This window comes from Streptomyces sp. NPDC104309 (assembly GCF_055584025.1).
Genome location: NZ_JBVJMV010000011.1, coordinates 222,773 through 243,352 on the forward strand (window position 1 = coordinate 222,773; position 20,580 = coordinate 243,352).

16 protein-coding genes are annotated in these 20,580 nt (G+C 70.9%); all 16 read right to left on the reverse strand.

What is annotated here, in order from left to right; all coding sequences use genetic code 11:
* Positions 1-13: 13 nt before the first annotated feature.
* The 16 genes from ACZ68L_RS18640 to ACZ68L_RS18715 all read right to left on the reverse strand — a co-directional run bounded on the left by ACZ68L_RS18640 (position 14) and on the right by ACZ68L_RS18715 (position 20,548).
* Positions 14-199, reverse strand: a complete 186-nt coding sequence (locus tag ACZ68L_RS18640; RefSeq protein WP_469578020.1) for a hypothetical protein — start codon at positions 197-199, stop codon at positions 14-16.
* A gap of 210 nt (positions 200-409) precedes the next feature.
* Complete coding sequence (locus ACZ68L_RS18645) at positions 410-1,183, reverse strand: hypothetical protein (RefSeq protein ID WP_469578022.1); 774 nt, start codon at positions 1,181-1,183, stop codon at positions 410-412.
* A gap of 94 nt (positions 1,184-1,277) precedes the next feature.
* Positions 1,278-1,832 (reverse strand): GNAT family N-acetyltransferase, encoded by a 555-nt coding sequence (locus ACZ68L_RS18650; RefSeq protein WP_469578024.1) that lies wholly within the window; start codon positions 1,830-1,832, stop codon positions 1,278-1,280.
* Complete coding sequence (locus tag ACZ68L_RS18655; protein WP_469578026.1) at positions 1,832-4,078, reverse strand: MMPL family transporter; 2,247 nt, start codon at positions 4,076-4,078, stop codon at positions 1,832-1,834. Before ACZ68L_RS18655 ends, ACZ68L_RS18650 begins: the two co-directional genes overlap by 1 nt.
* Positions 4,079-4,242: 164 nt before the next feature.
* The gene (locus ACZ68L_RS18660) at positions 4,243-5,721 is read right to left on the reverse strand and encodes a hypothetical protein (protein WP_469578029.1); all 1,479 of its coding nucleotides are present in this window, start codon (positions 5,719-5,721) and stop codon (positions 4,243-4,245) included.
* Between the two features lie 120 nt (positions 5,722-5,841).
* The gene (locus ACZ68L_RS18665; protein ID WP_469578032.1) at positions 5,842-7,965 is read right to left on the reverse strand and encodes a phosphocholine-specific phospholipase C; all 2,124 of its coding nucleotides are present in this window, start codon (positions 7,963-7,965) and stop codon (positions 5,842-5,844) included.
* Between the two features lie 134 nt (positions 7,966-8,099).
* Positions 8,100-9,371 carry an SLC13 family permease gene (locus tag ACZ68L_RS18670; protein ID WP_469578034.1) on the reverse strand — a complete coding sequence of 424 codons (1,272 nt, stop codon included), beginning with the start codon at positions 9,369-9,371 and terminating at the stop codon, positions 8,100-8,102.
* A gap of 90 nt (positions 9,372-9,461) precedes the next feature.
* A complete protein-coding gene (gatB, locus tag ACZ68L_RS18675; RefSeq protein WP_469578037.1) occupies positions 9,462-10,970 on the reverse strand; it encodes an Asp-tRNA(Asn)/Glu-tRNA(Gln) amidotransferase subunit GatB in 1,509 nt (502 codons plus the stop codon).
* 15 nt (positions 10,971-10,985) lie between these two features.
* Positions 10,986-11,225, reverse strand: coding sequence for a hypothetical protein (locus ACZ68L_RS18680; RefSeq protein ID WP_469578039.1), 240 nt, complete (start codon positions 11,223-11,225; stop codon positions 10,986-10,988).
* A complete protein-coding gene (gene gatA, locus ACZ68L_RS18685; RefSeq protein WP_469578043.1) occupies positions 11,222-12,724 on the reverse strand; it encodes an Asp-tRNA(Asn)/Glu-tRNA(Gln) amidotransferase subunit GatA in 1,503 nt (500 codons plus the stop codon). The genes ACZ68L_RS18680 and gatA overlap by 4 nt, the downstream gene beginning before the upstream one ends.
* A 5-nt stretch (positions 12,725-12,729) precedes the next feature.
* The gene (gene gatC / locus ACZ68L_RS18690) at positions 12,730-13,026 is read right to left on the reverse strand and encodes an Asp-tRNA(Asn)/Glu-tRNA(Gln) amidotransferase subunit GatC (RefSeq protein ID WP_015036350.1); all 297 of its coding nucleotides are present in this window, start codon (positions 13,024-13,026) and stop codon (positions 12,730-12,732) included.
* 306 nt (positions 13,027-13,332) lie between these two features.
* Entirely contained in the window at positions 13,333-15,495 is a 2,163-nt protein-coding gene (locus ACZ68L_RS18695) for a putative bifunctional diguanylate cyclase/phosphodiesterase (RefSeq protein WP_469578046.1), read from the reverse strand.
* 393 nt (positions 15,496-15,888) lie between these two features.
* Entirely contained in the window at positions 15,889-18,081 is a 2,193-nt protein-coding gene (gene ligA, locus ACZ68L_RS18700) for an NAD-dependent DNA ligase LigA (protein WP_469578048.1), read from the reverse strand.
* A gap of 30 nt (positions 18,082-18,111) precedes the next feature.
* Positions 18,112-19,137 carry a methionine synthase gene (locus ACZ68L_RS18705; RefSeq protein WP_469578050.1) on the reverse strand — a complete coding sequence of 342 codons (1,026 nt, stop codon included), beginning with the start codon at positions 19,135-19,137 and terminating at the stop codon, positions 18,112-18,114.
* A 154-nt stretch (positions 19,138-19,291) separates the two neighbouring features.
* Entirely contained in the window at positions 19,292-19,981 is a 690-nt protein-coding gene (locus ACZ68L_RS18710; RefSeq protein WP_469578054.1) for an SDR family oxidoreductase, read from the reverse strand.
* A gap of 27 nt (positions 19,982-20,008) precedes the next feature.
* Positions 20,009-20,548, reverse strand: coding sequence for an LOG family protein (locus ACZ68L_RS18715; RefSeq protein WP_469578059.1), 540 nt, complete (start codon positions 20,546-20,548; stop codon positions 20,009-20,011).
* Positions 20,549-20,580: the final 32 nt, after the last annotated feature.

Sequence of the window (20,580 nt, forward strand, 5' to 3'; positions counted from 1 at the left end):
CGTCACCCGGCCGCTACGCGGCGTGGGCGAACCGGTCCCTGTCCGCACTCACCGGCCCCTCCGCCTCCTTGCGTACGGCATCACGGGCGGCCCGACGAGCGGCCCGGCGAACGCGGCGGGCCTCCCCGACAAGCCGCTCCCGCTCGGCCTGGCGCAGCAGTTCGGACTCTCTCACCTGGTGCAGTTCGAGCGTGTACATGTGCTTCTCCCTGAGGACGACGGCCCGTTCGGGCCTGGGGACGGCAGTGCCTCTGCCGTGCTCCCACTGTCGTCTCCCAGGGGGTGCCGCCACATCGGGCGAGTTCCGCATCTTCTCGGGCCGGGGGTCCTTAGCCGGGCGCGGACACCGCCGCATACGGCAAGGGGCCGACCGGATCGATGCCTTAGGCGGTCGCGGGGCGGTGCGTACTCACTTGGTGATGCCCGCGGTCGGCAGGGACACGATGAGGTCGAAGTACATACCGATGGAGATCACCACACCGAGGACCCCGAGCGCGATGCCGGCGGTCGCGACGGCCCGCACCCAGCCGGGCTGCGGGTGCGGGGAGGGCGTGCCGAAGGCCGGTCGCACCAGGGCGAAGACGCCGACCAGCACGGCGAGCAGCGCGAAGAGGCCGTTGACCAGCGCCGTGGAGTGCCAGGCGTCGCCGTAGATCTCGGAGATCTGCTGGGCGGCGGAGCTGCCGGTCGAGGTCCTGATCTGCCCGATGAGGGTCTCGCGCTCGGCGACGACCTTGCCGGTCCAGGAGCCGCTGAGCGCGACGACGCCGAGACCGGCGGCGGCCACGGCCGCGGCAGCCGGGACGAGACCGGACGGCCCCTTGTCGGAGTTCTCGAACTCGGAGTCCGTGAACTCGGAGTCCGTGAACTCGGAGTCCTTGGGGCCCTGATCCTTGAGGCCCGGAGCCTTGAGGTCCAGGTCCTCGCGATCGACGTCCGTGAGGTCGGATTCCCCGAGGCCGGTGTCCGGGCCGAGATCCCGCGCGGGCTCCGGGGCGGCGCCCGCCACCGTGCCCCCGGCGGCCACCGTGCGCTCTCCCCCGGCTTCGGCCGCTCCCTCGTCGAGGCGGTACGCCGCGTCCTCGGCGGCGGTCTGCTCGGCACCCGTCTTCTCGGCGTCGGAAGCGGCGGGTCCGGTGGGGGTGGTGAGGTCAGTGGGGTTCGTGGGAGTCCTGGGGTTCATGTCCCGCACGCTAGGCGGCCCGGATGAGAACCCTCTTAACGCCCGCCCCCTCCGACCGCCCCCGGCCCGTCGCGGTCCCCCGCCCCGGCCGTCCTCAGGCGTTCCGCGCCCGCCACTCCGGTGCCAGCACGGACCAGATCTCCGAGTCGTGCCGCTCGCCGCGGTACAGATAGTTCTCGCGCAGCACCCCGTCCCGCTTCATGCCGAGCCGCTCGGCCACGGCGATGCTGCGGGTGTTCGCGGCGGACGCGTCCCACTCCACGCGGTGCATGCCGCGCTCGAACACCGCCCAGTCGATCAGCTTCCGTGCCGCCCGGGTGATCAGCCCGCGCCCCTGCGCAGCCGGTTCCAGCCAGCAGCCGATCTCGCAGTTTCCGGACGCCGTGTCGAAGATCCGGAAAAGGACGCCGCCGACGAGGGTGCCGTCCAGCCAGATGCCGTAGAGCCGTCCCGTGTCGGCTGCCTGCTTCTCCGCGTACCGCCGGAGCAGGGCGCGCGCCGAGTCCAGGTCTGTGGCGTGGGAGGCGAAGGGGATCCAGGGATCGACGAGCTCGCGGGCCCGGTCCACATGGGCGAGGAACTCCTCCGCCTGCCAGATCTCCAACGGACGCAGTTCCGCTCCGTCGTCGCCCAGGGATATCGCGAACATCATGCTCCTTCTCGAACCGCGTCCACCGCGTGCGCCGAATGCGTCACGTCCACCGGATCCACCGGTTGTGCTGTCTGCGGGATCTTCGCACGCGGCGCGCGGCACTCGGGAGACTCGATGCTGATCCGCGGCAGCCGCCGGTCCAGCCAGCGCGGCAGCCACCAGTTCGCGCCGCCCAGCAGATGCATGAGCGCGGGGACCAGCAGCGTACGGAGAACGAAGGCGTCGAGGGCCACGGCCGCGGCCAGCGCGATGCCGAACATGGCGATGACCCGGTCCCCGCTGAGGACGAACGCGAGAAAGACCGAAATCATGATCACGGCCGCGGAGTTGATCACGCGGCTGGTCTCGGCGAGGCCGACCCGGACCGCCCGTCTGTTGTCGCCGGTCTCCAGCCACTCCTCGTACATCCGCCCCACCAGGAAGACCTGGTAGTCCATGGAAAGCCCGAAGAGCACGGACACCATGATCACCGGCAGGAACGGTTCGATGGGACCGGAGCTGCCCAGTCCAAGCAGTTCGCTCCCCCACCCCCACTGGAAGATCGCGACGACGACTCCGAACGAGGAGGCGACAGCGGCCACATTCATCACGGCGGCCTTCAGCGGAATGCCGATCGACCGGAACGCCAGCAGCAGGAGCAGACAGCCGAGCCCTATGACGACGCCGATGAAGAGCGGGAGCTTGCCGATGATGACCTGGGCGAAGTCGTCGTAGCTGGCCGTCACTCCGCCCACATGGGCCCGGAGCGAGGTGTTCGCCTCGGCCTTCGGGAGGACTTCCGTACGCAGATGCTCGACGAGCTTGCTGGTCTCCTGCGACTGCGGTGCCGACTTCGGTACGACGGTGACGAAGGCCGTACTGCCGTCGCTGTTGTAAGTGACCGGGCCGGTCGAGGCGACGCCGTCGGTGGCCCGCAGGGTGGCCGGCAGGCCGTCCATCGCGAGCCGGTCGCCGGCGCCGTCTATCTGCGCGGCGATCGTCAACGGTCCGTTCACGCCGGGCCCGAATCCGTCGGCCAGCAGGTCGTACGCCTGCCGGGTGGTCGACGTGGACGGGTTGTTGCCCTGGTCGGAGGTGCCCAGGTGCAGGGAGAACGTGGGCAGCGCGAGCACCAGCATCACCACGGCGGCGAACGCGCCGAGCAGCTTGGGGTGGCGTTCGACGAAGGCGGACCAGCGGGCGGCGAAGCCGGTGGGCAGTTCGGGCTGCGGCCCGCGTTCGGCGAGCTGTCTGCGCTCGCGCCGGCTCAGCGCCCTCATGCCGATGAAGGACAGCAGGGCCGGCAGCAGGGTCACGGAGGCGGCCACGGTCAGGACGACGGTGAGCGAGGCGGCGACCGCCACGCCGTTGAGGAAGCCGAGCCGCAGGATCAGCATGCCGAGCAGTGCGATACAGACGGTGGCTCCGGCGAAGACGACGGCCCGCCCGGTCGTCGCGACGGCGTTCCGCGCCGCCTCGGCGACCGTCATGCCTCTGCGCAGCCCGGTGCGATGCCGGGTGACGATGAACAGCGCGTAGTCGATGCCGACGCCGAGCCCTATCAGCATGCCCAGCATGGGGGCGAAGTCGGCGACGGTCATCACGTGACCGAGCAGCACGATGCCCGCGTACGCCGTTCCGACGGAGACGAGGGCGGTGGCGATGGGCAGCATGCTGGCGGCGAGCGAGCCGAAGGCCAGGAACAGGACGACAGCCGCGACGACGACCCCGATGGCCTCGCTGAAGTGGACGGACGGCGCCTCGGTGAGGGCCACGGCCGAGCCGCCCAGTTCCACCTGGAGATGTTCGCTCGCGGCCGCCTTCGCGGTGTCGACGACGGCCTGTGCCTGCTGCACCGGGATGTCGTCGGACTGCCGGTCGAAAGTGATCGTGGCGTAGGCGGTGTGTCCGTCCTCGCTGATCTGCCCGGCTCCGGACGCCCCGTACGGCCCGGTGACGGCTCCGACGCCGGGCAGTGCCTCGACCTCGTGCAGGGTCCGGGTCATCGTCTGGCGGACATCGGCGGCCCGCACGGTGGAGTCGGTGGTGTGCCAGACGATGGTGTCGGTGTCACCGCCGAGGTCCGTGAAGCCGCTCTTGAGGAGTTCGGCGGCCTGGCCGGACTCCGTACCGGGCGCCTCGTAGTCGTTGGAGTACGCGGAACCCGCGAAACCCGCCGCGGTGGCCGCACCGCCGAGGGCGAGGAGCCAGATGAGAACGGCGATGAGGCGGTGCCTGATGCACCAACGGGCAATGGCAGCCAACGGACGTGCTCCCTGAGGGTTCGTGGCTCTTCAGCGGGACAAAACATGAATTACCCGTAAAGAACACATGACCTGAGAACAGCCACTCTTGCAGTCGATGGTGATCATTTGCCCCTTTCGTGGCCATACTCACAATGGCTTCGGGACTCACCGCGGGTTCCTGCTCACCCGGCCGGCCGCCCCTCCTCCGCCTCCAGTTCCGCCTCGAACCGCTCCTCGATCTCCGCGATGCCCTTCGCCACGACCTCCGCCAGGTGGGCGGGGCAGGTCAGCGGCCCGCTCCCGGGGACGGAGACGGGGCCGGGGCCGGGGGCGGGGCAGGTCTCGGGGGCGTAGAGGTGCGCGACACGGGCCATGCGGTCGGCGGTGCGCTCACGCCGGGGGGCGTGGCCGTCCTCGTGGGCGCACGCCTCGCCGTGCAGGGTGGCGGCAGCGGTACGCAGGACACCCAGGATCTCCCGGGCCACCCCGTACGGCAGTTCCAGGGACTCGGCCGCCGTTCCCATCAGGAGCAGCAGGACGGACCGGTCGAGCGCGGGTCCGCCGGGGCCGAGTTCCTCGTACCTCCGGGCCGCCCAGAGCGCCGCTTCCGCGGAGGCCGTCTCGTCCTTGAACGGGACATGGCGCTCGCTCAGCGGTTCGATGGCGAGGCGGCCGTCGGGACGCAGGTACACCGCGTCCAGATGAGCCGTCTCCCGGGTGCCGAAGAGGGCGTCGAGCCCGCCGCGCAGATGGTCACGGGCCTCGACGGCGAGGGCGTGCAGGAAGGTGGTGCAGGTCCATGCCTCCAGCGAGGCGCCGTGTCCGTCCTCGTGCTCCTGGCGCAGGAGTGCCCGGCCGCCGGGGCTCTGCAGGTGGATGCCCTCGGCGGCCTGCTCGTCGCTGCCGGAGCTCAGCGCCGGGTGCTCGCCGTCCCCGTGCGCGCACGCCGCGTCCGGCAGCAGCGGCAGCACGGACTCCAGACCCTCGATCATGTCGTCGAGCAGCGAGCGCTGCCGGATCCGTCCGGGCGCCGCGTACCAGCAGTTGGCGTGGGCGACGACGACATAGCCGGCGAGAGCGGCCCGGGAGAGGGTGCCGGGCGGCATGGTGTGGGCGTCCAGGTCCCGGAACGGATCGGCGTTCGGATAGTCGTTGAGCACGCTCCCCAGGCTGCTGATGCTGCTCAGGTGGTCCTCCGGGACGATGTCGGGGATGCCCTCCACACTGCCCGGCAGGATCACATCGGCGGCTGTCCGCGCCCAGCCGGCGGCGTTGCGGGGGCAGGCCTCGGCCCCGTCCGGGGCAGCGCGCGGAACCCGAACGTCCGGCGCGTCGCGCAGCGCGCTCGCGTCCGTGTCCCACCTCTCCAGGCTCCCGGTGTACGGATGAGCCGTGTGTCCGCAGCCGTCGGCCCCCGGGAACCGCGCGTCCAGGGCCTTCGCCGCGGCGGCGAGCGCGTCCACTGCGGCCCGTTCGACGGGGGCGCCACGCCGTCCGAGGACGTACGGCGCCATGTTCACCAGACCGAGGGTGAGCAGGACCGCCTGCTCACCGCCCGGCTCGGCGACGAGCAGGCGGGCGCACTCCAGAACGACGGGGTCCGCCTCCTCGGGAGCGGCGCCCGGCGTGACCCCGGCCCATTTCTCGATCGGTGCACGCATGATCAAGTAAACGCGGCCCATGCTCCGGTGGTTCCGTCGAGCGCCGAACTCCCGTACGTACAAGGGCCCGCCGACCGGCCCGTCAGCCCGTCGGCGTGTCAGCCCGCAGCCCGTCAGCCGTCAACCGGAGACGCTCGCCCGGCCGGTCTCGATGTGCCCCATCAGCCTGCGCCGGAAGGCGTCGTCCCCGTCGACGGTGACGGCCAGGTCGTACCAGCCGTGCGCGTCGGCCGCCGAGTGCACCACCGTACGGCTGCGTCCTGGCTTGACCTTGACCGTCCTGGTCCAGTCCCGCAGATCCGCCTCCTCGACGTATCCCAGCGGCCGTACGGTGAAGGTGAGCGTGGTCCGTCCCGTGTTGCGCAGGGTGACGTGCAGGTCCCGCTCGTGCGCGTCGATCCGCGAGGCGACCTCGGCCCCGGCACAGACGCCGCCCTTCGCGGGCCCGGCGAACTCGCGCCGGAAGCCGTTCGGTCCCGTCACCGTGAACCGGTACGCCGCACCGGTAAGGGGCACCGTCCATTGCGCCGTGCCCCTTACATCCCGGTGCTGCGGAACGGGGAACTCGCCCGCGTACGGGTACAGCGCGAAGTGCGCGGACGAGCGCCCCGTGTTGCTGAGCGCCACGCGCACCGCCCCGTCCACCAGCTTCGCCTGGGCGTCCGGCTGGTACGGCAGCGCACGGGCCGGGCGCGCTCCGGGCTCCTGTACGGGCATGTGCTGCACGAGCGGCGGCTTCGGCGCCCAGCGTCCACTGAACGGCGGTATGGCGCCCGGCTGTTCCACCTCGGGCCGGCGCCGTCCACGCGTGAAGTCGAAGGCGGAGGTCAGATCACCGGTGACGGTGCGCCGCCAGTCGCTGATGTTCGGTTCCTTCACCCCGGTCCAGCGCTCCAGGAAGCGGATCACCGAGGTGTGGTCGAAGACCTCGGAGCAGACGTAGCCGCCGACGGTCCACGGCGACACGACGAGCAACGGTACCCGCATCCCGAGACCGGTGGGCTTGCCCTCCCACTGCTCCTCGGTGACCTCGGGCGGCGCGACCGGCGGCGGCACGTGGTCGAAGAAGCCGTCGTTCTCGTCGTAGTTGATGAGGACGGCGGTGTGGCGCCACACGTCGGGGTGCTTGCCCAGCGCGTCCAGGACCTTGTAGACGATCGTCGCGCTGTGGATCGGCGAGGAGACGCTCGGGTGCTCGGAGTCGACGGCCGACGGCACCAGATAGGAGACCTCGGGCAGCGTGCCCGCCGCCACGTCCTTGGCGAACTCGTCGGCCAGCGTTCCGGTCTTCACCCGGCGCAACGCCCGCTCGAAGAGGCTGCGTTCGGTCTTGTCCAGGGTGGCGACACCCTCTTCGAGCAAACCGAACAGCCGCTCCCGCTCGGCGGTGTCCGCGTCCCGCACCGCCGAGTAGAACGACTCCATGAACGTATGGCCGCCGGTCCTGGCCAGCGCCTTGCGGGCGATCGCCTTGAAGGTGGCGAAGAACTCGATCTGGTTGTCGGTGAAGTTCTCCCACTCGGTGTACGTACGCCAGCTGCGCCCGGCCTTCTCCAGCCGCTCCGCGTACGTGCCCCAGCCGTAGCCGGGGTGCGTGCCCTCGTCGTACGCGTCGTTCCCGACGGCCCGCTTGCCGTTCGCCTCGTTGCCCGTCTTCCCGCTCCACAGGTGGTTGCGGTTGGGGCTGGTCGAGGAGTGGATGGAGGAGTGGTAGGCGTCGCAGACCGTGAAGGTGTCGGCCAGTTCGTAGTGCAGCGGGATGTCACGGCGGTCGTAGTACGCCATGGTGGCGGCCGTCTTCGCGGTCACCCAGCCGTTCATCCACCCCCCGGCCCACGCCTTGCCGCCACCGCTCCAGGAGTGGTCGAGGGCGCCGATGTACTGGAGGTCCCTCTTCTGCGTCTCGGCTGCGTCGCGCACCGGGAACGGCAGCACGGAGGTGCCCGGCGCGGCGGGCTGCTCGAAGACCGGCTTGCCGGAGGGCAGCTCGACGGCGTTGCGGTCGCCGAAGCCGCGTACGCCCCGGAGCGTCCCGAAGTAATGGTCGAAGGAACGATTCTCCTGCATCAGGATCACCACGTGCTTGATGGCCCCGAGCCCATCGCCGCCGGACCCCGCCGGGTGCGTCGGCTGCGTGGCCATCGCGGTCTGCAGCGACGGCGGCAGCAGCGACCCCGCCGCCGCGACACCGAGCGCACCGCCGCCGAGCGCGAAGAGCCGCCGCCGTGAAATGTCCGTGGTCAAGTGAGCCTCCCGAGTCCGGTCGTACAGCCGGGAAACTAATCAAGCCAGGTGGCGCCGGGAAGGATTTCGTACGGCTCCGTGGTGAACGTCCAACAGGTCGGCCGGGAAAGTCCAACCGCGCTCCCGGGACCGGATCACACCCCGGTCAGCCGCAGCGCGCCCCACAGCGCGAGGGTCGACACGCCCAGTGCCGCCGGTACGGTCAGCAGCCCGAGCCGGGTGAAGTGGCCGAGGTCGGGCGCGGCGCCGTGGCTGTGCAGGATGCGGCGCCAGAGCAGGGTGGCGAGCGAGCCGACGTAGGTGAGGTTCGGGCCGAGGTTCACCCCGATCAGGGCGGCGAGGACCGGTCCGGGACCGGCCCCGGCGACGACCGGGAGCAGGGCGAGGATCGCGGGCAGGTTGTTGATCAGGTTGGCGAGCACAGCCGCCACCGCGGCCACCGCCAGCAGGGCGGGAAGTGACGAGCCGTCCGGCAGGAAGGTTTCGATCCCGGCGCCGAGACCGTTGTCGACCACGGCCTCGACCACGACGCCCAGCGCGAGCACGAACAGGCAGAACAGCGGGTTGGCGGAGCGGACGAGGCCCCTCACGGTGGTCTCGCGCCGCACCAGCGCGCGGACCGCCAGCACCCCGGCACCGGCCAGCGCCGCCCACAGCGGTTCCACGCCCGCGAACGAGGTGACGACGAAACCGCCCAGGGTCAGGGCGAGGACGACGAGCGTGAAGACGGGGACGCCGGGACGCTCCTCCCCCGGCTTCGGCGGATACGCGCCGGCTGCCAGGTCCGCGGCGAAGACCCGGCGGAAGACGACGTACTCGACGGCGATGGCGGCCAGCCACGGCAGGGCCATGAGCGCGGCGAAGCGGGTGAAGGAGAGACCGCTCGCGGTGAACGCCAGGAGGTTGGTGAGATTGGAGACGGGCAGCAGCAGGGACGCCGAGTTGGCCAGGTGCGCACAGGCATAGACGTACGGGCGGGGCCGGGCACCGACGCGGGCCGCGGTGGCGAGGACGACGGGGGTCAGCAGGACCACCGTGGCGTCCAGGCTGAGCACGGCGGTGATCACCGAGGCGACGACGAAGACGCCGCCGAGCAGAGGACCGGTCCGGCCGCCGCAGGCCCGTGCGACCAGGTCCCCGGCAGCCGTGAACAGCCCCCCGTCCGCGCAGAGCTGGGCCAGCACCAGGATCGCCGCGAGGAAGCCGACGACCGGCAGCAGGCTGTCCACCTGATCACGGGCCCGGGACCAGGGGACCGCACCGGCCACGATCACCAGGACGGCCGCGGGTACGGCGACGGTCGCCTCCGGCAGCCCCCGGGGGCGTACGACGGCGAAGGCCAGCACGCCGAGCAGGAGCACGACGGAGACGATCTCTGCGGTGACGGTGTTCAGCGGACCGGGCACTCTCTGGACGGGTGAAGGGGCGGTGCACCCGTCCCACGGATGCACCGCCCCTTCAGGGACGTGCGGAAACCGCCCGCGCAGGGGCCGGGATCAGCCCTCGACGCCGAGCTTCTCCAGGATCAGCTCACGCACCCGGGCCGCGTCGGCCTGACCGCGGGTGGCCTTCATGACCGCGCCGACGAGCGCGCCCGCGGCCGCGACCTTGCCGCCGCGGATCTTGTCCGCGATGGCCGCGTTGGCGGCGATGGCCTCGTCCACGGCAGCGCCCAGCGCGCCTTCGTCGGAGACGACCTTCAGGCCGCGCTTCTCGACGACGGTGTCCGGGTCGCCCTCACCCGCGAGCACGCCCTCGATCACCTGGCGTGCCAGCTTGTCGTTGAGATCGCCCGAGGTGACGAGCTCGGCCACTCTGGCGACCTGCACCGGGGTGATCGGCAGCTCGTCGAGGCCGCGGCCGGTCTCGTTGGCGTTACGGGCCAGCTCGCCCATCCACCACTTGCGGGCCTGGTCCGAGGGGGCGCCCGCGTCGGTCGTGGCGACGATCAGGTCGACCGCGCCGGCGTTGAGGATGGACTGCATGTCGTGCTCGGAGACACCCCACTTCTCCTTGAGCCGCGCGCGGCGCAGCCGCGGCAGCTCGGGGAGGCCCTTGCGCAGTTCCTCGACCCACTCGCGGGCCGGGGCGACCGGCACCAGGTCGGGCTCGGGGAAGTAGCGGTAGTCCTCGGCGTTGTCCTTGATGCGGCCGGCCGTGGTCGAGCCGTCCTCCTCGTGGAAGTGCCGGGTCTCCTGCACGATCGTGCCGCCCGAGCTCAGCACCGCGGCGTGGCGCTGGATCTCGAAGCGGGCGGCGCGCTCGACGGAACGCAGCGAGTTCACGTTCTTCGTTTCGGAGCGCGTACCGAACGTCTCGGTGCCGTTGGGACGCAGCGACAGGTTGACGTCGCAGCGCATCTGGCCCATCTCCATGCGGGCCTCCGAGACGCCGAGCGCCTTGATGAGCTCGCGGAGCTCGGCGACGTACGCCTTGGCGACCTCGGGGGCGCGCGCGCCCGCTCCCTCGATCGGCTTGGTGACGATCTCGATGAGCGGGATGCCCGCGCGGTTGTAGTCGAGCAGGGAGTGGGACGCGCCCTGGATACGGCCGGTGGCGCCGCCGACGTGGGTCGACTTGCCGGTGTCCTCCTCCATGTGGGCACGCTCGATCTGCACCCGGAAGATCTCCCCGTCCTCCAGCTGGACGTCCAGATAGCCGTTGTAGGCGATCGGCTCGTCGTACTGGGAGGTCTGGAAGTTCTTCGGCATGTCCGGATAGAAGTAGTTCTTCCGGGCGAAGCGGCACCACTCGGCGATCTCGCAGTTCAGCGCGAGACCGATCTTGACGGCGGACTCGATGCCGATCTCGTTGACGACCGGCAGCGCGCCGGGCAGGCCGAGACAGACCGGGCAGGTCTGGGAGTTGGCGTCCTGCTTGAGCTCGGTCGAGCAGCCGCAGAACATCTTGGTCTTGGTGCCGAGCTCGACATGGACCTCCAGGCCCATGACGGGGTCGTAGGACGCGAGCGCGTCCTCGTACGACACCAGGTCAGTGACAGTCACGGTGAAACTTCCCTCTCAGCCCAGCAGTACGTCGTCATCGCCGATGCGCTTGAGTTCGCGCAGCAGCAGGGCGATACCGGTGGCGATGGCGGCGGCGGAGACAACGGCGTCGACCAGTCGGAGCGTGTCGTGTTCGAAGCGGGCCTTCCTGGCCTGCTTGACGACGCCGAGTGCCCCGAAGGCGGTGGTGCCGATGGACAGGTACGTACCGGTCTTGGACTTCTTGAAGCCCTTGGCCTTGGTCAGTGCACTCACAGTGACGGAGCCTCCTCCAGCAGCGGGTGTCCCCACTTTTCCACGAAGGCGGCCTCGACGGCGGCACCGACCTTGTACAGCCGGTCGTCCTTCATGGCGGGGGCGATGATCTGCAGTCCGACCGGCAGACCGTCCTCCGGAGCCAGGCCGCAGGGCAGCGACATGGCGGAGTTCCCGGCGAGGTTGGTCGGAATGGTGCACAGGTCCGCGAGGTACATCGCCATCGGGTCGTCGGCGCGCTCGCCGATCGGGAAGGCGGTGGTGGGCGTCGTCGGCGAGACGATGACGTCCACCTGCTCGAAGGCCTTCTCGAAGTCCTGCGTGATGAGGGTGCGGACCTTCTGCGCCGAGCCGTAGTACGCGTCGTAGTAGCCGGAGCTGAGCGCGTACGTACCGAGGATGACACGGCGCTTGACCTCGTCACCGAAGCCGGCCTCGCGGGTGAGCGCGGTGACGTCCTCGGCGGACCGCGTGCCGTCGTCGCCGACCCGCAGGCCGTAACGCATGGCGTCGAAGCGGGCCAGGTTGGAGGAGCACTCGGACGGCGCGATCAGGTAGTACGCCGACAGGGCCAGGTCGAAGGAGGGGCAGTCCAGCTCGACGATCGTGGCACCGAGCGACTTCAGCAGCTCGACCGACTCGTTGAAGCGCTGGACGACACCGGCCTGGTAGCCCTCACCGGCGAACTGCTTGACGACACCGACGCGCATGCCGTCGACGCTGCCGTTGCGCGCGGCCTCGACGACCGGCGGGACCGGGGCGTCGATGGACGTCGAGTCCATCGGGTCGTGCCCGGCGATCACCTCGTGCAGCAGGGCCGCGTCCAGGACGGTACGGGCGCAGGGCCCGCCCTGGTCCAGGGAGCTGGAGAACGCCACCATGCCGTAGCGGGAGACGCCGCCGTAGGTGGGCTTGACGCCGACGGTGCCGGTGACGGCCGCGGGCTGGCGGATGGAACCGCCGGTGTCCGTGCCGATGGCGAGCGGAGCCTCGTACGACGCGAGCGCGGCCGAGGAGCCACCGCCGGAGCCGCCCGGGATACGGGTGAGGTCCCACGGGTTGCCGGTCGGGCCGTAGGCGCTGTTCTCGGTGGAGGACCCCATGGCGAACTCGTCCATGTTGGTCTTGCCGAGGATGACGACGTCGGCGGCCTTCAGCTTCTTGGTGAGGGTCGCGTCGTACGGCGGGATCCAGCCTTCGAGGATCTTGGAGCCGACGGTGGTCGGCATGCCCTCGGTGGTGAAGATGTCCTTCAGCGCGAGCGGGACACCGGCCAGCGGACCCAGCTTCTCGCCGGCCGCCTTCTTCGCGTCGACGGCGCGGGCCTGCGCGAGCGCGCCCTCGCGGTCGATGTGCAGGAAGGCGTGGACCTTCTCGTCGACCGCGTCGATCCGGGCCAGATGGGCCTCGGTGACCTGGACGGCCGTGAGCTCGCCGGACGCGATCTTCTCGGCGATCCCGGCCGCGGTGAGCTTGATGATGGTGCTGTTGTCCGTCATGGCTGTTAGTCCTCCCCCAGGATCTGCGGCACCTTGAAACGCTGCTGCTCCTGGGCCGGGGCGCCGGAGAGCGCCTGCTCGGGGGTGAGCGACGGACGGACCTCGTCCGCGCGCATGACGTTGGTCAGCGGCAGCGGGTGGGAGGTCGGCGGTACGTCTTGGTCGGCGACCTCGGAGACGCGGGCGACCGCGCCGATGATGTCGTCGAGCTGACCGGCGAAGTGATCGAGCTCTTCGCCCTTCAGCTCCAGACGTGCCAGCCGGGCGAGGTGGGCGACCTCCTCGCGCGTGATGCCAGGCATGCAGCGATCCTCAGGGGTTGGTGTGTGGTTTTGGCCCAATCCTATGGTGTCGGCCGTGGCCGCTCCCGCCACCCGGGCGAACGCCCTGCTCGGACGCCGGATTCGGGTCCGCCCGGTGTCGGACGGCACGACGGCCGCCGGGCACCTCGGCACGCGGCCCCCGGACCGCGTGCGCCCGTGCGCCCGTGCGCCCGCGTTCACGGCGTCGCCGCCGGCTGAGCGGTTCGGCGCCTGGCCGGCGTCCTGCGCTCACGGCGTCGCCGCGTCGCGCCCGGTGAGCGGTTCGGCGCCGGGCCGGCGCCCCGCTCACGTCGTCGCGGGCCTCGACTTGACCGGCCGCCCGGACGCCCGCTGCTCCAGCTCGGGCGTCGCGCCCGCTGCCGCCGCCGCTGCCGCGGCGGCAGCCGCGGCCAGCTCCGCGGGCCGTCGCCACCCGTGCTCGCCCCTCGCCCGCAGCCAGGCCGTCGTCTCCTGCGGCGGCATGGCCGCGGCGACCAGCCACCCCTGCACCGCATCGCACCGCAGATCCCGCAGCCGCTCCCAGGTCTCGTCGTCCTCGACCCCCTCCGCGACGACCAGCAGGCCGAGCGAATGGGCGAGGTCGATGGTGCAGCGGACGATCTCCGCGTCCTCGTTGTCCACGGCCAGTCGGGCCACGAACGACCGGTCGATCTTCAGCTCGCTGACCGGCAGCCGGCGCAGATGGACCAGCGAGGAGTACCCCGTGCCGAAGTCGTCGAGGGACATCTTCACGCCGTGCCCGGTCAGTCCGGCCAGGGTGTCGGCGGCGCGCTGCGGGTCCTCCAGCAGCACGTGTTCCGTTATTTCCAGCTGCAGTGCCCCGGCCGGGACGCCGTGCCGGGCGAGCCGGGCCGCCACACCGCCCGCGAATCCGGGAGTGTGCACATCGCGCGGGGAGACGTTGACCGCGACCGGGACGAACAGCCCCTGCGCCCGCCATCGGGCGACCTGGGCCAGCGCCGTCTCCAGGACGTACTCCGTCAGGTGCGGCATCAGGCCGGACGACTCCGCGATGGCGATGAACTCGTCCGGAGGGACCCGCCCGCGCTCCGGATGCACCCAGCGGACCAGCGCTTCGAGGCCGGCCACCTGTCCGTCGAAGCGGACCTTCGGCTGGTAGTGGAGCTCCACCTCGCCGGCATCCAGCGCACGCCGCAGATCACCGAGCAGTCCGAGCCGGTCCGGGGTGTTGCTGTCCCGCTTCGACTCGTACACCTCGACACCCGTACGGTCGCGCTTGGCCTGGTACATCGCCACGTCCGCGCGCCGGAGCAGCCCTTCGGCGTCCAGCGCGTGGTCCGGGTAGACGGCGACCCCGGCGCTGGCCTCCAGCACCAGGGTCAGACCGTCCAGGTCCAGCGGGGAGGACAGCTCGGCGACGAGGTGGCGGGCGACCCGCTGGGCACTGGTGGTGGAGCCCGCGGTCGGCAGCAGCACCGCGAATTCGTCGCCGCCGAGCCGCGCGGCCTCCGCTCCCCGCGGGAGCGCGAGTCGCAGACGTTCCGCTATCTGCAGCAGCAGCCGGTCTCCCGCCAGATGCCCAAGAGTGTCGTTGACCGCACGGAACCGGTCGAGGTCGATCAGGACGAGAGCGGATCTGGCGCCGACGGACTCGGCGTCCTCCAGGGCCGTCCAGGTGCGCTCCAGCAGCCACTGCCGGTTGGGCAGTCCGGTCAACGGGTCGCGCAGCTGCTCCTCGGCCCGCGCGCGGGCTATCCAGAGGGTGGAGTCCAGGGCGATCAGAGGGACCGCGAAGAGCGGCAGGAGTACGGGCATGGCCATCGCCACCACACAGATCAGCGGTGCGATGCCGAGGAGGGCGACCGCGACGAGGCCCTGGCGCAGCAGCGCGGTGCGGGCGATGGTGGGCAGCCCGCCGCCCTGGGGTGCCCGTGCGTACCACAGCAGGACCCGGGTGACCAGAAGATAGGTGGAGGCGGCCAGAAGGACCTCGGGGACGGCGGCGATGCCCCAGTCGAGTGGCCGCCAGGGCGATTCGACGGTCTGGACGTCACCGAACGCGGCGAGCACCAGGGCCGCCGCGCCTATCCCCAGGATGTCCACGGCGCCGTGCAGCAGCCCCTGCCACCAGCGGTGTCTGCGGGCCGCACCGACGAGGACGACGACGACCAGGCTGACCAGACCGGCGGGCACCCAGCCATAGAGGAGCAGCACGGCGAGAGTGAGGGATGCCCCGGAACCGGTGCCGCCCCACCATCGGTCGCGTCCGAGCGCGACCAGATGGCCGACGACGATTCCGGTGAGAACGGCCAGGGACCACCCGGCCCTGCCGTCGGGGAAGAGCGCGCGTCCCTCGCTCACCGTCCGGTAGAAACCGGTTGTGAGCTGAACAACGGCGATCACCACGACGACGGCACCCACTTTGGGCGTGAGGCCGACGAAACCTTGCAGCCGCGACACCGGTGCGGCGCTCTCGGTCGGTTTCATTCCGTCCCTCTCACAGCCGGCGGTGCCGATGTCACCTGATGGTTCAACTCCACGCCACCACGACCCGATTTCCCACCCCGTGGCCGGGCACGGCAGGTGCATCCCTCAACAGTAGGCCGCGGAAGGCTTCTACGGGCAGCGCTCTACAGCTCTTGCCCGAATGCGAACCAACCGTCCGTCAGCATCTGCTATGCGCCGATCGGGTGAACCCGGCCTCCCGGCGACGACCGCTGCCCCCGTCCGTCCCCCTACACCCTTTCTGTGCGGTCTTGTTCGCTGTTTGCCCACTGATCGATCCCTACGTGGGGTTCTCTGACGGGGATCTGTCCCATTGCGTCAACTCTCCCGCGAAGATCCCGCCATATTCCGCCTGTTTTCGGTCAGGGATCTGTCCTATTCCGCAGGTTCCCCGACAGGCACGGCTGCGGCGCGCGCCGCGTCCGGCCCCTCTTCGAGCAGCACGGCGAATCCGCCCTCGTCCAGCACGGGCACCTTCAACTGCATCGCCTTGTCGTACTTCGAACCGGGGTTGTCACCGACGACCACGAAGGAGGTCTTCTTCGAGACGGATCCCGTCACCTTCGCCCCCCGGCTCTGGAGCGCGTCCTTCGCGCCGTCCCTGGTGTGGCCGGACAGCGTGCCGGTCACGACGACGGTGAGGCCTTCGAGCGGGCGCGGGCCCACCTCCTCCCCCGCCCCCTCGTCCTCCATCCGTACTCCGGCCTCCCGCCACTTGCGCAGGATCTCCCGGTGCCAGTCCTCCGCGAACCACTGCTTCACCGAGGCGGCGATGATGGTGCCGACCCCGTCGGCCTCGGCCAGCTCCCGCTCGGACGCCTCGTCGATCCGGTCGATGGAACGGAACTGACGGGCCAGCTCCTCGGCCGCGATCGGGCCCACATGACGGATGGAGAGGCCTGTGAGAATCCGGGCCAACGGGGCGCCCTTGGCCGCGGCCACGGCGTCGAGCATGGCGAGGGCGTTCTTCTTCGGCTCGCCCTGCTGATTGGCGAAGACCCACGCGGTCTTCTCCTCGCCGGTCTTCGGGTCGTGCTTGGGCAACCCGCTGTCCTGGTCCAGGACATAGGCCCGGATCGGCAGCAACTGCTCGACGGTCAGGCCGAAGAGATCGCCCTCGTCGCGCAGCGGCGGCTCGGCGGGCTCCAACGGCTTCGTCAGAGCCGCTGCCGCGACATAGCCGAAGTGGTCGATGTCGAGGCTCTTACGACCGGCGAGATAGGCGAGGCGCTCACGCAACTGCGCGGGGCAGGAACGCGCGTTGGGGCAACGGACGTCGATGTCGGCCTCCCTCATGGGCCGCAGCTCCGTGCCGCACTCGGGGCAGTGCGTCGGCATCACGAACGCCCGCTCGGTGCCGTCGCGCAGATCGACGACCGGCCCGAGGATCTCCGGGATCACATCGCCGGCCTTGCGGAGCACCACCGTGTCCCCGATGAGGACGCCCTTCGCCTTCACCACGTTCTGGTTGTGCAGGGTGGCGAACTCGACCTCGGAGCCCGCCACTTCGACCGGCTCGACCTGCGCGTACGGCGTGACCCGGCCGGTGCGTCCGACGCCGACCCGGATGTTGACCAGCTTGGTGTTGACCTCCTCCGGCGGGTACTTCCACGCGATCGCCCAACGCGGCGCGCGCGAGGTGGAGCCCAGCCGGCCCTGGAGCGGGATCTCGTCGAGCTTGATCACGACGCCGTCGATCTCGTGCTCCACGGAGTGCCGGTTCTCGCCGAAGTACGCGATGAACTCCCGCACCTCGTCCAGAGAGGCGACCACCTTGTTGTGCTTGGCGGTGGGCAGACCCCACTCGTGCAGCAGCTCGTAGGCGTGCGAGAGGAAGTCGATGTCGAAGCCCTCGCGGGCGCCGATGCCGTGCACCACCATGTGCAGCGGGCGGGTGGCGGTGACCTTCGGGTCCTTCTGGCGCAGTGAACCGGCCGCCGCGTTGCGCGGGTTGGCGAAGGGCTTGTCATCGGCCTCGACGAGCCGGGCGTTGAGCTCCTCGAAGGCCTCCATCGGGAAGAAGACCTCGCCGCGGATCTCGACCAGCGCCGGAACGCGGTCGCCCCTCAGCCGGTGCGGGATCTCGGCGATCGTACGGACATTGGGGGTGATGTCCTCGCCGGTGCGGCCGTCGCCGCGGGTCGCCGCCCGGGTCAGCCGCCCGTGCTCGTAGGTGAGGTTGACCGCGAGACCGTCGACCTTCAGCTCGCACAGGAAGTGGTAGCCGGTGGTGCCGACGTCCTTGGCGATCCGTTCGCCCCAGGACGCCAACTCGAGGTCGCTGAAGGCGTTGTCCAGTGAGAGCATCCGCTCGCGGTGCTCGACGGAGGTGAACTCCGTCTGATACGGACCCGCGACCTTCTGCGTCGGCGAATCCGGCGTGCGCAGCTGCGGATACGTCTCCTCCAGCGCCTCCAGCTCACGCATCAGCCGGTCGAACTCGGCGTCGCTCACGACCGGCTGGTCGTTCACGTAGTACCGGAAGCGGTGCTCCTCGATCTGCTCGGCCAGGAGCGCGTGCTGCTCCCGGGCCTGTGCGGGCACTGCCATCTGCTGTTCGCCGGCCATCGTCTCGTCCTCCCGTTACCCATTGCCCCGTTACTCAGGGTTGTCTGCGAGCGATCTCGCGGCCCGGACGCAGTGGGCGAGCGCGGCGCGCGCGTACGCGGGCGAGGCACCCGCGAGCCCGCACGAAGGGGTGATCACCACGGACTCCGTCAGAGTCCCCGGATTCAGCCCCAGCCTGCGCCACAGCGTCCTGACACCCATGACGCTACCGCCCGGGTCCGACAATCCGCCCGAGGCCGGGTCGGTGCCGGGCACCACCCCGAGGAAGAGCTGGGTGCCGCCCTCGACCGCTTCCCCGATCGCCTCTTCCTCACGCTCGGTGAGCAACGAGAAGTCGAAGGAGATGCCGTCGGCCCCCGCCCGGCGCAACAGCCCGAACGGCACCTCGGGCGCGCAGGTGTGCACGACCGTCGCCCCGTCCCCGCCCGCGGCCAGGACATCGCGCAGCATGGCCTCCACGACCTGACGGTCCACGGCCCGGTAGGTGCGGTAACCGCTCGCCGTCGTGATCCGCCCACGCAGTACGCCGGTCAGCGACGGTTCGTCGAGCTGGAGGATCACTTCGGCGCCGGGCACCCTGCGCCGCACCTCCGCGAGGTGGGCGCGCAGCCCCTCCGCCAGCGAGCCCGCCAGGTCACGGCAGGCCCCCGGGTCACCGAGCGCGGCCTCGCCGCCCCGCCGTTCCAGCGCGGCGGCCAGGGTCCAGGGTCCGACGGCCTGGACCTTGAGCGGCCCCTCGTAGCCCTGGGTGAACTCCTCCAGCGCGTCGAGGTCCTCGCCGAGCCAGGACCTGGCCCGGCGGGTGTCGCGTCCGGGCCGGTCGCTGATCCGCCAGCCGCTGGGCTCGACGTGCCCGTACAGGTCGACGAGGAGCCCGATGGTCCGCCCGATCATGTCCGCACCGGGCCCGCGGGCCGGCAGTTCCGCCAGATGCGGCAGGCCCTCGCCGTCCCCGAAGGACCCGGTGACGGTCTTCGCCGCCTCCCGTGCGTCTCCCCCGGGCATGGAACCGATTCCGGTGGCGGGGCACCCGCTGAACTTGCTCTTCTCGCTCACGTGGGAAGCCTACGGTCCGAGCGCCCACGCCCGTCGCGGGGCGGCCCGTCACGGGGCGAGGGGGGTCCGGCCCCTCGCGAGGCGCCCCCGGACCTCCTCGGGACGGCATCCCGCGCGACACCCCCGGCACCGGCATCGCCCGGTGGCCGGAGACTCAGCGCCCGGGGCGCACCGTGAGGTCGTTGACCTCGGCGTCGCGCGGGAGGTCGATGGCCATCAGGATCGTGGTGGCCACCGACTCCGGGTCGATCCAGCGGGAGGGGTCGTACTCCTTGCCCTCCTGCTGGTGGACCTTGGCCTGCATGGGGCTGGCGGTGCGCCCCGGGTAGACGGAGGTCACCCGGACGCCGTTGGCGTGCTCCTCCTGGCGCAGCGAGTCGGCGAGCGCCTTCAGGCCGTGCTTGCTCGCGGCGTACGCGCTCCACTCGGCGTGCGCGGCGAGGCCGGCACCCGAGTTCACGAAGAGCACATGGCCCTGTGCGACGCGCAGTTGCGGCAGGAGGAGCCTGGTCAGCTCGGCGGGCGCGACCAGATTGGCGTTGAGCTGGAAGTGCCACGCCTTGGGCGTGAGTTCACCGACCTTGCCGAGCTCGACGACGCCCGCGATGTGCAACAGCGAGTCGACCCGGTCCGGCATCGCCTGCTGGGCGAACGCCCAGGACAGCCGGTCCGGGTTGGCGAGGTCACCGACGATCGTACGGGCGCCGGGGTGGAGCGCGGCCAGCTCCTTCGCACGCCCGGCGTCACGGGCCAGCAGCACGGTCTCGTCACCGCGCTCCAACAGACGACGGGTGACGGCTGCGCCGATGCCGGAGCCGGCGCCGGTGATGACATGAGTGGACATCCCGCCATGATCTCACCCGTCACCGCGTCACCGCAGGCCGGACCACTCCTCCAGGTAGGCCAGGGCGCCCACGCCGTCCTTCGCGAAGAACACCAGGTCGGTCAGCGGGAGGGGCAGGAAGCCCTCGTCCTCCATCCGCTGGAACTGCTGGCGCAGCCCGTCGTAGAAGCCCGCCGTGTTGAGCAGGACGACCGGCTTGTCGTGCTTGCCGTGCTTCTTCAGCTCCAGGATCTCGGTCGCCTCGTCGAGCGTCCCGGTACCGCCCACCATGATCACGACCGCGTCCGCCTTCTCCAGGAGCAGCGCCTTGCGCTCGGCGAGATCGCGCGCGATCACCATCTCGTCCGCGTTGGTACGCGCCTTCGCGGCCAGGAAGTCGACCGACACCCCGACCAGCCGTCCGCCCGATTCCTGCACCCCGTCGGCGACGACCTTCATCAGGCCGCTCTCCGACCCTCCCCAGACCAGTGTGTGTCCGCCCCGGCCGAGCAGCTCGGCGAATTCGCGGGCGGGCTGGGTGTAGCGGTCGTCGAGGTCGGCGGCGGAGAGGAAAACGCAGATATTCATGCAGCAACCGTAAAGGCCGCCTCTGACACTCC